The sequence below is a fragment of the Mumia sp. ZJ1417 genome (assembly GCF_014127285.1).
GTDB lineage: Bacteria > Actinomycetota > Actinomycetes > Propionibacteriales > Nocardioidaceae > Mumia.
On the sequence record NZ_CP059901.1, the window covers coordinates 2,718,388 to 2,731,675 of the forward strand.

Consider the following 13,288-nt stretch of genomic DNA (forward strand, 5'->3'; position numbering starts at 1 on the left):
GCACCCCACGGCGCCGCGGGACCGCTCCGCGAGAACCATTCGTACGAAAACCTTCCCCAGCGACCTCCCCAACCGCTACGGTCCGTCCGACCCCGCACTTCAATGAAGGACGATCGTGAACGACACCCCCACCCAGAACGCTCCCGCACCCCCGACAGCTGCCCCCGTCGGCACCCCGACCGGCAAGATCCGCTCCACCGGCGTCTGCATCCTGCTGACGATCGTCACCCTCGGTATCTACACGTGGGTGTGGTGGTTCAAGACCCACAGCGAGATGAAGCGGCACAGCGGCGTCGGCGTCGGCGGCGGCGTCGCGCTCCTGCTCGCGCTGTTCGTCCCGTTCGTCCTGGCCTTCGTCACCTCGAGTGAGGTGGGCGGCCTGTACGAGCGCCGCGGCGAGCGCAAGCCCGTCGGAGGCGCGACCGGCCTCTGGTACTTCCCGGGCAGCTTCATCATCGTCGGCCCGATCGTGTGGTTCGTGAAGACCAACGGCGCGCTCAACGCCTACTGGCGCTCGCTCGGCACGGTCTGACGCACAGACTCTGAGCGCTCGGGCCCGGCGCCTCCCTCCGGAGGCGCCGGGCTGGCGTCTTCGCTCAGCGCACGCCCACGACGTACGGGGCGAAGGCGACGTACACGCATGCCACAGCCCAGATCACGCTCACCATCGTCCCGATGATGAAGCGCTCGGCGGCGCCCGAGTGCGGCGTCCCACCGGTCTCCTGCGCCCGCAGTTCGGGATAGCGGCCGAGGCCCTTCACGGCGAGCACGATCGCCACCCCCTCGGGCCAGCGCGCGGCGAGCGCCCCAAACACCGCGAGGCGCTCGAGCGCGCCGATCCACGCGCCGCCGCGCAGGACGTCCGCGGCGGCCTTGACCGTGGCGCCCTCGCCGACCGCCGGCCGCGCGGAGTCGATGACCTCGAACGCCGCGGTCGTGACGACCGCTCCCCCGCTGACGGCGAGCACGAGCGCGAACAGCACCATCACGTCGTGCCGCGAGCCGGTGACCGGGTCCTCGAAGATCGTCGCCACCACCGCGAGGGCGAGGGCGACGGCCAGACCAGCGCCCGTCACCACCCGCACCGTCGTCGTACGGGCGAACGCCCATCCGACCAGGCCGACCGCGGCTGCGGCGATCACGATCACGTACGCGGTCATCGGGGGTCCGTCCTCATCGGCTCGCCTTCTGCTCGGGGTCGCTCGCGGCCAGCAGGTGCGCGGCGAGCGTACGGCCCCGGCGCTCTTCGGTCCACCCCGCGACCGCGAGCCGGCGGCTCATCGCCTGGGCGGAGATGCCGAGCGCGGACGCGGCGTCGCGCTGGGTGAGGTCGCCCGACGCCATGGCGTCGACCGCTTCCCAGCCCGCCTCGCTGCGGCGACCCAGCAGGCTCGCGAGCAGCCACAGCGCGGCCTCGGCATCGTCGGCGGGCTCGGCGTCCTCGGCACGGACCGCGACCGGCTGCGGCTCGGACTTGGCGCGCTCGACGGCCGTACGGGCACGCACGTACGCGGGGCCGCGTCCCGCTCGGGTCGACTCGGGGAGCGGCCCCTCGACCTCGCCGACGCCGACGCCGATCCACCACCGGCCGTCGCGCAGCGCGTGGGCGATGATCCGGACGACGTCCTCCGGGGAGTCGAGCAGGCCCTGGACCTCGTCACCCGCCGTCCGTTCGAAGGCCCGCACGGGTTGAGCGACCGACTCGAGGCCATCCAAGAGCTCGGGCACGGCGTCGTGGCCGCGGCGACTGTCGCGCTGGTCGAGCGTCATCACGTACATGACGTGACCCCCTCGTCAATGGCTAGACATTGATCGTGATGAATCAAGCATGCGCGCTTGATGGTACGAAATCAAGCCCTAGCCATTGATCGCGTCGGTTCAGAGCACCGCAGCACGGACGCTCATCACGTCCGGGAGGTGAGCCGCGACCTCTCGCCACGACTCCCCCTCGTCGTCGCTCGCGTAGACCGACCCGTCACGCGCGCCGAGGTAGAGCCCTGCCGGCAGCCCGTACGAGGGAGCATCGTCGGCGCTGAACGCGTCGCGCATCACCGCGGCGTACGAGGTGTCGGGGAGCCCCTTGCCGAGCTCGCGCCACGTCGTGCCCGCGTCGTCGGAGCGCCACACGCGCGGCGCCCCACCCGGCGGCATGCGATCGGAGTCGGCCACCAGCGGGAACACGTACACGGTCTCAGGGCGCCCCGGGTGCACGACGATCGGGAAGCCGAAGTCGCTCGGCAGCCCGTCCGCGATCGACGTCCACGAGTCGCCGCCGTCGTCCGAGCGATAGACCCCGTGGTGGTTCTGCGCGAAGAGCACGTCCGGCCGCGCGGGGTGCATCGCGACCTTGTGGACGCACTGGCCGAACTCCGGCCACGGGTCGGGGAGGAAGTAGGCCTTGATGCCCGTGTTGTACGGCGACCACGACGCGCCGCCGTCCTCGGTGCGATAGACACCGCCCGTCGACATCGCGACCGTGACCCGCTCGGGATCGGTCGGGTCGGGCACGATCGTGTGGATCGCCTGGCCCCCGAACCCCGCACCCCACTCCGGGCGGTGCGGGTGGTCCCACAGGCCCTGCACGAGCGAGAACGTCTCGCCGCGGTCGGTCGACCGGAACAGCGCGGACGGCTGCGTCCCCGCCCAAACCTCGTCCGGCTGCGAGCCCGGCGTCAGCTGCCACACCTGCTCGAGCGCAGTGTCGGTCCCCTCGGGGAAGCGGATGCCGCCGCCGTTCGTCTCCGACCAGGTCGCCCCGAGGTCGTCGGACCAGCTCACTTGCGGGCCCCAGTGCTCGCTCATCGTGCCGACCAGCAGCCGAGGCTTGTCGCCACGGGTGTCGATGCACGTCGCGTAGACCGCGGTCATCGGGAAGAGCGGCCCCTCGAGCTCCCACGAGACCCGGTCACCCGACCGGCCGATCCACAGGCCCTTGCGCGTCCCGATCAGCAGCACCGCATCCATCGCGCCCTCCTCGTACGATATTCCTAATTGGAATACTCGCTACGCTAAGGACATGGCGGCAGACCTGTCAACGACCTCGTACGCACTCCTCGGCCTGCTCGCGCTCGATCCCGACGACGACCCCGAGGGCCTGACCGGGTACGAGCTCAAGCAGCGCTGCGACCAGACCATGCGCTACTACTGGGTCTCCCCCGCGACCAGCCAGGTCTACACCGAGCTCGCGCGCCTCGCCCGGCTCGGCCTCGTGGACGCCACGGACGCGGGCAACGTGCGCCGGAGCACCCGCCGGTACGCGTTGAACACCGCTGGTCGCGAGCGCCTGCTCACCTGGCTCACGACCAGCGAGCCCGACTTCCCGGTGCTCAAGCACCCGGTCGCCCTGCGCCTGATGTTCGGCCACATGGTCGGACCCGAGCAGGTCGAGCAGTGGCTCTCCACCTACATCGCGCAGCTCGAGGAGCGGACCGCCGACCTGCGGGCAGTGCGCGAGATGCTCGGCGACGACCCCCGGCGGCGCTCTCCGGCACGCGTCGCGGAGTGGGGACTGGCCTACTTCGCGAGCGAGTCCGCCATCTCCCACGACCTTCGCAAGCAGGTGGCCGACGGCGACGGGGGGGCCGTCACGTAGCGTCAGACCCGCCCCTGCAGTCCCGTACGAAGGAACACCGTGGCCCTCATCGCCCTGGCCAGCGCCGCCTCCACGACCGACGATCCCGAGATCAAGCTGCTGAGCGAAGCGCTCGGCGCCCTCGGCCACGAGGTCAGCGTCGAGGTCTGGGACGACCCGGACGTCGACTGGCACCGCTACGCGTTGACGGTCGTACGGACCACCTGGGACTACACGCCCCGCCGCGACGAGTTCCTCACCTGGGCACGTCAGGTGCCACGCCTGCGCAACCGCGCCGACGTCCTCACCTGGAACACCCACAAGACCTATCTGCGCGACCTCGCCGTCCACGGCTGCCCCGTCATCCCGACGGCGTGGGACGTGACGGACGAGGAGGCCCTCGTCGGACACGCGACCGCGCTCGGGATCGCCGTCGACGGTGTCGAATGGGTCGTGAAGCCGGCGGTGTCCGCGGGCTCGGCCGACACCGCGCGCTGGGCGGACCCCGCCGATGCGCTCGAGCACAGCCGCGCCCTCGTCGGGGCCGGACGGACGTCGATGCTCCAGCCGTACGTCGCCTCCGTCGACACCGAGGGCGAGACCGCGGTGCTGTTCGCTGGCGGCGAGTACTCGCACGCGGTCGTCAAGGGGGCGATGCTCGCTCCTGGCGAGGGCGTGCGCGAGGTCCGCGACGCCCGTGAGCGGATCACGCCGACGACGGCGACGACCGACCAGCTCCGCGTCGCGGCCGAGGCCCTGCGGGCGGCTCGCAAGTCGCTCGGCGGGGGCATCGACCTGCTGTACGCCCGGGTCGATCTCGTCACCGGGCCCGACGGCAAGCCTCAGGTCATCGAGCTCGAGCTGACCGAGCCGGCGCTCTTCCTGCCATACGTCGACGGCGCAGCGGAGACCTTCGCGCGCGCGGTCACGGTGTCGGTGGCCTCGATGGGCCGGGTCTGACAGCGAGCACCCGTAGGCTGGCTCCATGGGTGTCCGAGAGGTGCTCGCCGAGGCGGTCTTCGCCAGGATCGCCGGCGACGACGGCGAGGGACGGCGCGCCCGGATCCACGGTGCAGAAGGGCCGCGCCGCTTCGGCCCCGACGACCCGATCTGGACCGTCCACGGGGACGCGTCGATGTTCGTCGGCGGGATCCGCGCGCTGCTCCTCCAGTCGCTGCACCCGCTCGCGATGGCCGCCGTCGACCAGCACTCCGGCTATCGCGGCGACCCCTGGGGCCGGCTGCAGCGGACGAGCGGCTTCCTCGCGGAGACGACGTTCGGCACGCTCGAGACGTCCGAGCGGGCGGTGCGCATCGTCCGCGCGATCCACGGGCGGGTCCACGGCACCGCGCCGGACGGGCGTCCGTACGCCGCCGACGACCCGCACCTCCTGACCTGGGTGCACGTCGCTGAGGTCGACAGCTTTTTGCGTGCGCACGACCGGTACGGGGCGCGCCGCCTGACCTCCGCGGAGCGCGACACCTACCTCGCGCAGGCCGCGGAGGTCGCGTACGCGCTCGGCGCCGATGACCCACCGACCGACACCGAGGGACTGCGGGAGCGGATCGAGGCGTACCGGCCCGAGCTCGCCTCGACGCCCGCGGCCAGGGAGGCGGCGCGGTTCATCCTGCTGACCCCGCCCGTGCCGTGGTCATTGCGCGCCGGCTATACCGCGCTCGGCGCCGCAGCGGTCGGCCTGCTGCCGGTGTGGGCGCGTGCGCCGCTGCGCCTCCCGTGGCTCCCGATCACGGAGGCGACCGCGTTCCGCGTCGCCGGCGGCGCGGCGACGAGCACGATCCGCTGGGCGATGCGGCCGCCCGAGCTACCGTCGCCGGTCGACTAGCCCGAGCCGCTCGGCGAGGACGTATCGAGACCACCCGTCAGCGCGGCCGCGCCACCGGGTTGAGCAGCTCCTCGCCCGCCGCCAGCCGCCGTACCTGCTCACGCACCAGCGCCAGGACGCGCGGGCGCATGGCCGTCGTCCCTCCGGCGACGTGGGGGCTGATGAGGACGCCGGGCGCAGCCCAGAGCGGGTGACCAGCAGGGAGCGGCTCCGGATCGGTGACGTCGAGGGCCGCGCGCAGGCGCCCGGTCTCGAGCTCGGCCAGGAGCGCATCGGTGTCGACGACCGGACCGCGGGCGATGTTGACCAGCAGCGCGCCGTCCTTCATCGCGGCGAGGAACCCGGCGTCGGCGAGGTGACGCGTCTGGTCGGTCAGTGGCGTCAGCAGGACGACCACATCGGCGTGCGGGAGCAACTCAGGCAGCTCGGTGGTCGCGTGGACGCCGTCGCGGGGGTGGCGGGCGACCCGGACGACCTCGACCTCGAAGCCCGCGAGCCGACGCTCGAGCGCCTGGCCGATGCTGCCGTACCCGACGATCATGACGGTCTTGTCGGCGAGCGCGTCCCACCACCGGTACGCCAGCCAGCGCTGCTCGTCCTGCGCACGGACGAACGCAGGGATGCCGCGCAGCGCGGCGATGATGAGCCCGACACCGAGCTCGGCCGTCGCCGCGTCGTGGACGCCGCGAGCGTTGCACAGCGTCACCCCGGCGGGGATCTGGGCGGCGATGCCGTCCGTACCGGCGGACTGCGCCTGGACCACCTCGAGGCGCGGCATCCGGCTGATCGTCGCGCGCAGGTCGGCCGACAGCACGTACGGGAGCACCCACATCGTCACGTCGGCGAGCACGTCGTCGGGCGGCAGGTCGGCGGTCGCGCCGGAGTACGAGACGACGTCGACGCCGGGCGGGACCTCGAAGGCGTCGGCGGGGAACGGAGACAGGACGAGCGGCATGGTGGACACCCTAGAGCCGGCGTACTGACACCAAAACTGTGACAGCGGTGATGTAACGTCGGAGCGGTGGGCGCGCAGGGTTCAGCGGAACAGGCACGGGAGCAGAGACAGGTCGTGCACCGGGACGTCCTCAGCGACGACGGCACCCGCATCCGCGCGTGGACCAATCGCGCCGAAGGACCGACCGTGCTGCTCTGCAACGGCCTCGGCACCAGCCCGTACGCCTGGCCGGCGCTGCTCGATCCGGGCTGCGGCGTCCGCGTGGTGTCGTGGTACCACCGCGGGATCGGCGGGTCCGAGCGTCCGCGTGACCGCTCCCGCGTCGACATCGACGCGCACCTCGAAGACGCACACGCGGTGATGCGCGCGTTCGCGATCGACCACGCGACGGTGGTGGGCTGGTCGATCGGGGTCAATCTCGCGTTCGAGCTCGCCGTGCGATGGCCGGAGCGCGTCGATGCCGTGCTCGGGGTGGCGGGCGTGCCCGGCGACACGTTCGCGACCATGCTCGGCCCGGCACGCCTCCCGAGACCCGTCGCCCGTGCGACCACCGTCTCGGCTGCGCGGCTGGTCCAGGTCGCCGGGGCGGCGCTCAACCCGCTCACGCAGCGGCTGCACCGCGTCCCGTACCTCTTCGACGCCGCCCGCTACACCGGGCTGATGCTCCCTCGTGCCGAGCCCGCAGCGGCGGCCGAAACGCTCAAGGCGTTCTTCGAGCTCGACTGGCGCTGGTACATGCACCTCGCCCTGCACCTGGCGCGGCACGAACGCGTGAGTCTGTCGAAGGTCACCCAGCCGACGACGCTGGTCGGGGCCCGCTGGGACGTCTTCGCTGGAGCGCGCCAGATGCGCAGCGCGGCGGCGCGCATCACCGGCGCCCGGTACGTCGAGCTCGACGCCTCGCACTTCGTCGCGCTCGAGCACCCCGATGCCGTGCACGCCGAACTCCTCGCGCTCCTCCGCCGGGTCACTCCCTAGCGCCCCCGGGTCACTCCCTAGCACCGCGGGGTCACTGAGTCGCGCCGCCGGGTCACGGACCCGCGGGCCGCAGAAACCGACCCGCGGGCCGCAGAAACCGACCCGCGGGCGGCAGGGACCGACCCGGGGCGAGGGGTTAGGCGAGCTTCTCGAGGATCAGCTCGCGCACGCGCCCGGCGTCGGCCTGGCCGCGCATCTCCTTCATGACCGCGCCAATCAGCGCACCCGCAGCGGCGACCTTGCCGTCGCGGATCTTGGCAGCGACGTCCGGGTTGGCCTCGACCGCGCGATCGACCGCGGCGGCGAGCGCACCGTCGTCCGACACGACCTCGAGCCCTCGCGCGGCGACGATCTCCTCGGGCGTCCCTTCACCGGCCACGAGCCCGTCGAAGACCTGACGCGCCAGCTTGTCGTTGATGCGCTTGGCATCGACGAGCGCCTGCACCTCCGCGACCTGTACGGGGGTGACGCCCAGCTCGTCGATCGGCGCGCCCGTGTCGTTCGCACGACGTGCGAGCTCGCCGAGCCACCACTTGCGGGCCGACGTCGGCGTGGCGCCAGCGGCGACCGTCGCCTCGATGAGGTCGAGTGCACCCGCGCCCACGACGTCACGCATCTCGAGATCGGAGTAGCCCCACTCGCCCTGCAGCCGCGCGCGGCGCTCGGCGGGCGGCTCGGGCAAAGTCGTCCGCAGCTCCTCGACCCACGCCTCGGACGGCGCGACCGGGACCAGGTCGGGCTCGGGGAAGTAGCGGTAGTCCTCAGCGTCCGACTTCTCGCGACCCGAGGTCGTCACGCCGGTGTCCTCGTGCCAATGGCGCGTCTCCTGGACGATCTTCTGGCCCGCGTCGAGGATGCCCGCGTGACGCTCGACCTCGTAGCGGACCGCCCGCTCGACCGAACGCAGCGAGTTGACGTTCTTGGTCTCGGACCGCGTGCCGAACACGTCGGCGTCCTTGCGCATCAGTGACAGGTTGACGTCGCAGCGCATCGAGCCCTGCTCCATCCGCGCGTCGGAGACGTCGAGGGCCTTGACCAGCTCGCGCAGCGAGGCGACGTACGCCCGAGCGACCTGCGGCGCGTACTTCCCTGCACCGACGATCGGCTTCGTGACGACCTCGATCAGCGGGATGCCCGCACGGTTGTAGTCGACCAGCGAGTAGTCGGCGCCATGGATGCGGCCGGTCGCACCGCCGACGTGCAGCGACTTGCCGGTGTCCTCCTCCATGTGCGCGCGCTCGATGTCGACGCGGAAGACCTGCGGCCCCTCGTCGGTCTCGATCGTCACGTCGGTCCAGCCCTCGAAGCAGATCGGCTCGTCGTACTGCGAGGTCTGGAAGTTCTTCGGCATGTCCGGATAGAAGTAGTTCTTGCGCGCGAAGCGCGACCACGGCGCGATCGAGCAGTTGAGCGCGAGGCCGATCCGGATCGCCGACTCGACGGCCTTGCCGTTGACGACAGGCAGCGCGCCCGGCAGACCCAGGCAGGTCGGGCAGACCTGTGTGTTGGGCTCCGCGCCGAACACCGTCGAGCAGCCGCAGAACATCTTGGACGCGGTGTTGAGCTCGACGTGCACCTCGAGCCCCATCACGGGGTCGTACGTCTCGAGCGCCTGGTCGAACGGGACCAGCTCGGTACGGGTGGCGGTCATCGGGTCTCCTCCTTCGAGGGCACGGTCTCGGAGGTCGCAGCCAGCTCGGGCGCACGGCTCAGCAGCGGCGCTCCCCACTGCTCGAGCAGCATCCGCTCGAGGGCGGCGCCGACGTTGTAGAGACGGTCGTCGGCCATCGCCGGAGCGAGCACTTGGAGACCGACGGGCAGTCCGTCCTCGTCGGTCACACCGACCGGGAGCGACAGGCCGGGGATGCCGGCGAGGTTGGCCGGGATCGTGGCGACGTCCTGCAGGTACATCGACATCGGGTCGTCGAGCTTGCTCCCGAGCGGGAACGCCGTCGTCGGCGTCGTCGGCGAGACAAGCACGTCCACCTGCTCGAAGGCGCGAGCGAAATCCTGCGCGATGAGCGTACGGACCTTCTGGGCGGAGCCGTAATAGGCGTCGTAGTAGCCGCTCGACAGCGCGTATGTGCCGATGATGATGCGGCGCTTCACCTCGTCACCGAAGCCGGCCTCGCGGGTCGCCGCCATCACCTGCTCGGCGCTCGGCGCGGCCACGCCCTGCGGGTTGATCCGCAGGCCGTATCGCATCGCGTCGAACTTGGCGAGGTTGCTGGACGCCTCCGCCGGGAGGATCAGGTAGTACGTCGACAGCGCGTACGTGAAGCTCGGGCACGAGACCTCGACGATCTCGGCGCCGGCCTTCGTCAGCAGCGCGATCGCCTCGTCGAACCGGGCGCGTACGCCGGGCTGGTAACCCTCGCCGCCGAGCTCGCGGACGATCCCGATCCGCAGACCCGAGACGTCAGCGCGGCGGGCCGCCTCGATGACGGGCGGGACGGGGGCGTCGATGCTGGTCGAGTCGAGCGGGTCGTGGCCGCCGATCAGGTCGTGCAGCAGCGACGCGTCGAGCACGGTACGGGTGACCGGGCCCGCCTGGTCCAGCGACGAGGCCAGCGCGATCAGGCCGTAGCGCGACACGCCTCCGTACGTCGGCTTCACACCGACTGTGCCGGTGACGGCGGCGGGCTGACGGATCGAGCCGCCGGTGTCGGTGCCGATCGCGAGCGGAGCCTCGTACGCTCCGACAGCGGCGGCCGAGCCACCTCCGGAACCACCGGGGATGCGGTCGCGGTCCCAGGGGTTGCGGGTCGGTCCGTACGCGGAGTGCTCGGTGGACGACCCCATCGCGAACTCGTCCATGTTGGTCTTGCCGAGGATCGGCAGGCCCGCGGCGCGGATCCGGCGGGTGAGGAACGCGTCGTACGGCGGCACCCAGCCCTCGAGGATCTTGGAGCCCGCGGTGGTCGCGATGCCCTCGGTGGCGACGACGTCCTTGACGGCGATCGGCACACCGGCCAGCGGGTGGAGCTGCTCTCCCGCGGCACGGCGGGCGTCGACGTCACGCGCGGTCGCGAGCGCGCCCTCGGCGTCGAGCGCGAGGAAGGCGTTGAGGTCGCCGTCGACGGCGGCGATGCGGTCGAGGTGGTCCTGGGTGACCTCGGCGGACGAGACCTCACCCGCGGCCAGCTTGCCGGCGATCTCGGCGGCGCTCAGGCGGATGGTGCTCATGCTTCCTCCCCGAGGATCCGCGGCACCGCGAAGCGCTGCTGCTCGACTGCGGGAGCAGCGGCGAGCGCCTGCTCCGGGGTGAGGCCCGGCGTGACGACGTCGTCGCGGAACACGTTGGACAGCGGCACGGCGTGGGAGGTCGGCGGGACGTCGACGTCGGCCACCTCCGCAACCTGGGCGACCGACTCCAGGATGACCGTCAGCTCCGGGGTGAGCCGGTCGAGCTCGGCGTCGGTGAGGTCGATGCGCGCGAGGTTCGCCAGGTGGGCGACGTCAGCGCGCGAGATCCCGTCGGACAACGGAGAGTCCCTTCGAGCGTGGGTGGGGATTACCGATCCATCCTAGGGCGTCGGCCCTTGCCCTCGTCCTCGCACGGTCACCGGACCTGACGCACCGACGCCATCATGCTCGCGTCCGCACCTGTCGAATAGATCGCGAGCTCGAGCGAGTACCCCGCGAAGTCGCCTTCCTGACGTTCCGCGGCGGCGGCAACCCACGAGGACCCGGCCTCGTCGCTGAGACCGAGCCCGACCAACTCGAGACCGAGGGCGGCGCGGGCCTGCTTCTCGTCGAGCGGGGTGTCGTACGTCGCGCCGCGGACCGACAGGTTCCAGCTGGTCGACGTCTCGTGATCCATCCCGAGGACGTGGACGGACGTGCGGCCGTCGTCCTTCTCGCACGAGATCGACTCCGCGTCGTCCTTCTTGCAGGTGAACCCCTTGGCCGCCAGCGTCGGAGCCAGCGTGGCGGTGGTCCCGGGCGACGGCCCGGCGCCCGGGATCGCCTCGGCACCCTCGGAGCGGATCTGGAAGCCGTCACCGTACGCGGTGAAGGTGGCGGCGGTGCCGAGGTCGTCGGGACCGAGGTCGGTGTCTGCCGCGGCAGCGGCGGTCAGCTCGTCGCCCAATCCGTCGAAGAGCGTCTCGCCGACGGCCTGCGCCGCGACCGCGGTGACCGCCGCGGGATCCGTGACGAGGTAGGCCGCGAGGTCCACGTTCGTGACGACGCCATCCGCGAGGTCGACACGAAGCGTCGCGCGCTGCGGGTCCTCGCCGGCAACGAAGGAGTGGCAACGCACGAGAGCGCCGGCCACCGTCGTGTAGCAGGACCAGCCTTCCTGCGCCTCCAGAGCGGCCGTCAGGTCACCGACAGCCCTCTCCGTCATCGGTTCGCCCCCTCCATCGGACCCACCAGCCTGACGCGAAGCCGACGAAACAGGCTCGGTCGAGTCCGAGTTCGGGTCCGAGCTCTTGTCGATGACGCTGACCCCGACCACGACCGCGGCGACGATCAGGGCGAGCGCGACCGCTGCTCCCACGACGAGGAGGACGAGGTTGCGTCGCCGGTTGCTGCCCCCGTTGCCGCCGTCGGGCGACGGTGGGACCCACTGCGGGGCGCCGTACGGGGACTGCTGCGGGTAGCCGCCGGGACCCTGCGGACTCCAGTGCTGCGGCGTCGGGGGAACCTGGGGAGGTGGCGGCCCCCAGCCCTGCGGAGGAGGCCCGTACGGCGGGACGGGCGGTTGCGGGCCGTTCGGGTGCGACATCGGTCCTCCGGGGAAGGGTGGCGCTCCATTGTGGACAGTCGGTGGTCGCGCGCCGCACCCGGGATCGCCAGGGCGAGGTCACGACTTCGGCCGCCCACGACGCGTGACAAACCGTGCAACCCAGCAGTAACCTCACGTTCGCATGCGCCACGGGGCGCCCCCGCCCCCGGCGCCATCGTCTTGGGAGGGACAGACATGCGTAGGCCCGTCGTCGCCGCACTGGCGACCGCCGCACTCGTCACCGCCGGACTCGCAGGCGCACCCGCCGCGAATGCCGGCAGCCAGGTCGTCCTGCCGATCACCGGCACGACGTCGCTCGCCAACCCGCTCGCCGGTGGCGCCGTCCTCGATATGCCCGCTGGAGCAAAGCTCACCGGCGACTTCGACTTGTTGCGTGACCCGTTGCTCGTCGGCGACATGGTGATCCCGCCGATCACGGCAAAGGTGCGCGCCCTCGGCATCCCCGTCCTGGGCGACACGACCTCGACCGTCGTGCTGGAGCCGGTCGGCAAGACCGAGGCACGGGCCGGCGAGGGCGGCATCGTGACCGCAAAGACCAGCTTCCGGATCGCGCTGCCGGAGGTCCGGAGCGACCTGCCGCTCGCCGACAAGCTCAACCTCGGCGGCCCCGACTGCAAGACGGACGTCATCACGACCACGCTCACGAGCACCGAGCCGCTCAGCCTGACCGAGGCCTTCCCGATGAAGGCCACGTTCACCATCCCCGAGATCACGGGGTGTCCGAAGGTTCTCACGATCCCGCTGAGCAACTGGGCGCTCAACACGCTGATGGGCGGTGAGGGCAACACCCTCGACCTCATGGTCGGCCCGATCACCACCGTCCCCGGCCAGAACCCGGCCCCCGCCCCCGCCCCCGCCCCGAAGCCGGTCGCCGTCACCAAGTCGGCGTCGACGGTGAAGGCGACCGCCAAGAAGATCGCGTACGGCAAGGCCGGCAAGGTCAAGGTCGCCGTCCGCTCGTCTCGCAAGGCGTCCGGCACGGTCCGCGTCTACAAGGGCAAGAAACTGCTTGCCACCAAGCGGCTCGCCAACGGCAAGGCGACCGTCACGCTGCGCAAGAAGGCGCTGAAGGCCGGCAAGCACCGGCTGCGCGTCGTCTATGCGGGCAGCTCCACCGTCCGCGGGTCCAACGGCAAGGTCGTCGTCCGCGTCGTCAAGCGCTGACCCTCGAGACGCTGCGGGCGCCTG

Annotated in this window: 14 protein-coding genes; 6 read left to right on the forward strand and 8 right to left on the reverse strand. The window is 71.7% G+C overall.

Features of this window, described 5'->3' with window-relative positions; translation table 11 throughout:
* The first annotated feature begins 115 nt into the window (after positions 1-115).
* Entirely contained in the window at positions 116-532 is a 417-nt protein-coding gene (locus H4N58_RS13225; RefSeq protein WP_208322363.1) for a DUF4234 domain-containing protein, read from the forward strand.
* 64 nt (positions 533-596) lie between these two features.
* Here H4N58_RS13225 and H4N58_RS13230 read toward each other — a convergent pair whose 3' ends face one another.
* The 3 genes from H4N58_RS13230 to H4N58_RS13240 form a co-directional block, all read right to left on the reverse strand.
* Positions 597-1,160: a hypothetical protein gene (locus tag H4N58_RS13230; protein WP_182397094.1), complete on the reverse strand. Its 564-nt coding sequence runs from the start codon at positions 1,158-1,160 to the stop codon at positions 597-599.
* Between the two features lie 13 nt (positions 1,161-1,173).
* On the reverse strand, positions 1,174-1,779 hold the full coding sequence (locus H4N58_RS13235; RefSeq protein ID WP_167250315.1) for a SatD family protein: 606 nt from the start codon (positions 1,777-1,779) through the stop codon (positions 1,174-1,176).
* Positions 1,780-1,878: 99 nt separating this feature from the next.
* Complete coding sequence (locus H4N58_RS13240) at positions 1,879-2,964, reverse strand: exo-alpha-sialidase (protein WP_167250313.1); 1,086 nt, start codon at positions 2,962-2,964, stop codon at positions 1,879-1,881.
* Between the two features lie 52 nt (positions 2,965-3,016).
* Here H4N58_RS13240 and H4N58_RS13245 point away from each other — a divergent pair, with 52 nt between their 5' ends.
* Genes H4N58_RS13245 through H4N58_RS13255 form a run of 3 tightly spaced genes read left to right on the forward strand, consistent with a single transcriptional unit; the run spans position 3,017 to position 5,414 of the window.
* Positions 3,017-3,592 carry a PadR family transcriptional regulator gene (locus tag H4N58_RS13245; protein ID WP_167003781.1) on the forward strand — a complete coding sequence of 192 codons (576 nt, stop codon included), beginning with the start codon at positions 3,017-3,019 and terminating at the stop codon, positions 3,590-3,592.
* A 39-nt stretch (positions 3,593-3,631) separates the two neighbouring features.
* Positions 3,632-4,531: a RimK family alpha-L-glutamate ligase gene (locus H4N58_RS13250; RefSeq protein ID WP_182397095.1), complete on the forward strand. Its 900-nt coding sequence runs from the start codon at positions 3,632-3,634 to the stop codon at positions 4,529-4,531.
* 25 nt (positions 4,532-4,556) lie between these two features.
* The gene (locus H4N58_RS13255) at positions 4,557-5,414 is read left to right on the forward strand and encodes an oxygenase MpaB family protein (RefSeq protein ID WP_167003783.1); all 858 of its coding nucleotides are present in this window, start codon (positions 4,557-4,559) and stop codon (positions 5,412-5,414) included.
* 37 nt (positions 5,415-5,451) lie between these two features.
* Here H4N58_RS13255 and H4N58_RS13260 read toward each other — a convergent pair whose 3' ends face one another.
* Positions 5,452-6,369, reverse strand: a complete 918-nt coding sequence (locus tag H4N58_RS13260) for a 2-hydroxyacid dehydrogenase (protein ID WP_167003786.1) — start codon at positions 6,367-6,369, stop codon at positions 5,452-5,454.
* 114 nt (positions 6,370-6,483) lie between these two features.
* On the opposite strand from H4N58_RS13260, the gene H4N58_RS13265 reads away from it, so the two are divergent.
* Positions 6,484-7,347, forward strand: a complete 864-nt coding sequence (locus H4N58_RS13265) for an alpha/beta fold hydrolase (protein WP_167003788.1) — start codon at positions 6,484-6,486, stop codon at positions 7,345-7,347.
* Between the two features lie 136 nt (positions 7,348-7,483).
* Here H4N58_RS13265 and gatB read toward each other — a convergent pair whose 3' ends face one another.
* The 4 genes from gatB to H4N58_RS13285 all read right to left on the reverse strand — a co-directional run bounded on the left by gatB (position 7,484) and on the right by H4N58_RS13285 (position 12,079).
* On the reverse strand, positions 7,484-8,998 hold the full coding sequence (gene gatB / locus H4N58_RS13270; RefSeq protein ID WP_167250311.1) for an Asp-tRNA(Asn)/Glu-tRNA(Gln) amidotransferase subunit GatB: 1,515 nt from the start codon (positions 8,996-8,998) through the stop codon (positions 7,484-7,486).
* Positions 8,995-10,533, reverse strand: coding sequence for an Asp-tRNA(Asn)/Glu-tRNA(Gln) amidotransferase subunit GatA (gatA, locus tag H4N58_RS13275; RefSeq protein ID WP_167250309.1), 1,539 nt, complete (start codon positions 10,531-10,533; stop codon positions 8,995-8,997). Before gatA ends, gatB begins: the two co-directional genes overlap by 4 nt.
* The gene (gatC, locus tag H4N58_RS13280) at positions 10,530-10,832 is read right to left on the reverse strand and encodes an Asp-tRNA(Asn)/Glu-tRNA(Gln) amidotransferase subunit GatC (RefSeq protein WP_167003794.1); all 303 of its coding nucleotides are present in this window, start codon (positions 10,830-10,832) and stop codon (positions 10,530-10,532) included. Before gatC ends, gatA begins: the two co-directional genes overlap by 4 nt.
* A 77-nt stretch (positions 10,833-10,909) precedes the next feature.
* The gene (locus H4N58_RS13285; protein ID WP_167250307.1) at positions 10,910-12,079 is read right to left on the reverse strand and encodes a hypothetical protein; all 1,170 of its coding nucleotides are present in this window, start codon (positions 12,077-12,079) and stop codon (positions 10,910-10,912) included.
* Between the two features lie 195 nt (positions 12,080-12,274).
* On the opposite strand from H4N58_RS13285, the gene H4N58_RS13290 reads away from it, so the two are divergent.
* A complete protein-coding gene (locus H4N58_RS13290) occupies positions 12,275-13,264 on the forward strand; it encodes an Ig-like domain repeat protein (protein WP_167250305.1) in 990 nt (329 codons plus the stop codon).
* The last annotated feature ends 24 nt before the right edge of the window (positions 13,265-13,288 follow it).

Excerpts from the sequence above, each read along its gene's own strand:
- H4N58_RS13255 (WP_167003783.1), top strand. The coding sequence starts at position 4,557 with ATGGGTGTCCGAGAGGTGCTCGCCGAGGCGGTCTTCGCCAGGATCGCC.
- H4N58_RS13240 (WP_167250313.1), bottom strand. The coding sequence starts at position 2,964 with ATGGATGCGGTGCTGCTGATCGGGACGCGCAAGGGCCTGTGGATCGGC.
- H4N58_RS13245 (WP_167003781.1), top strand. The coding sequence starts at position 3,017 with ATGGCGGCAGACCTGTCAACGACCTCGTACGCACTCCTCGGCCTGCTC.
- H4N58_RS13285 (WP_167250307.1), bottom strand. The coding sequence starts at position 12,079 with ATGTCGCACCCGAACGGCCCGCAACCGCCCGTCCCGCCGTACGGGCCT.
- H4N58_RS13290 (WP_167250305.1), top strand. The coding sequence starts at position 12,275 with ATGCGTAGGCCCGTCGTCGCCGCACTGGCGACCGCCGCACTCGTCACC.
- H4N58_RS13235 (WP_167250315.1), bottom strand. The coding sequence starts at position 1,779 with ATGTACGTGATGACGCTCGACCAGCGCGACAGTCGCCGCGGCCACGAC.
- H4N58_RS13230 (WP_182397094.1), bottom strand. The coding sequence starts at position 1,160 with ATGACCGCGTACGTGATCGTGATCGCCGCAGCCGCGGTCGGCCTGGTC.
- gatB (WP_167250311.1), bottom strand. The coding sequence starts at position 8,998 with ATGACCGCCACCCGTACCGAGCTGGTCCCGTTCGACCAGGCGCTCGAG.
- H4N58_RS13260 (WP_167003786.1), bottom strand. The coding sequence starts at position 6,369 with ATGCCGCTCGTCCTGTCTCCGTTCCCCGCCGACGCCTTCGAGGTCCCG.
- gatA (WP_167250309.1), bottom strand. The coding sequence starts at position 10,533 with ATGAGCACCATCCGCCTGAGCGCCGCCGAGATCGCCGGCAAGCTGGCC.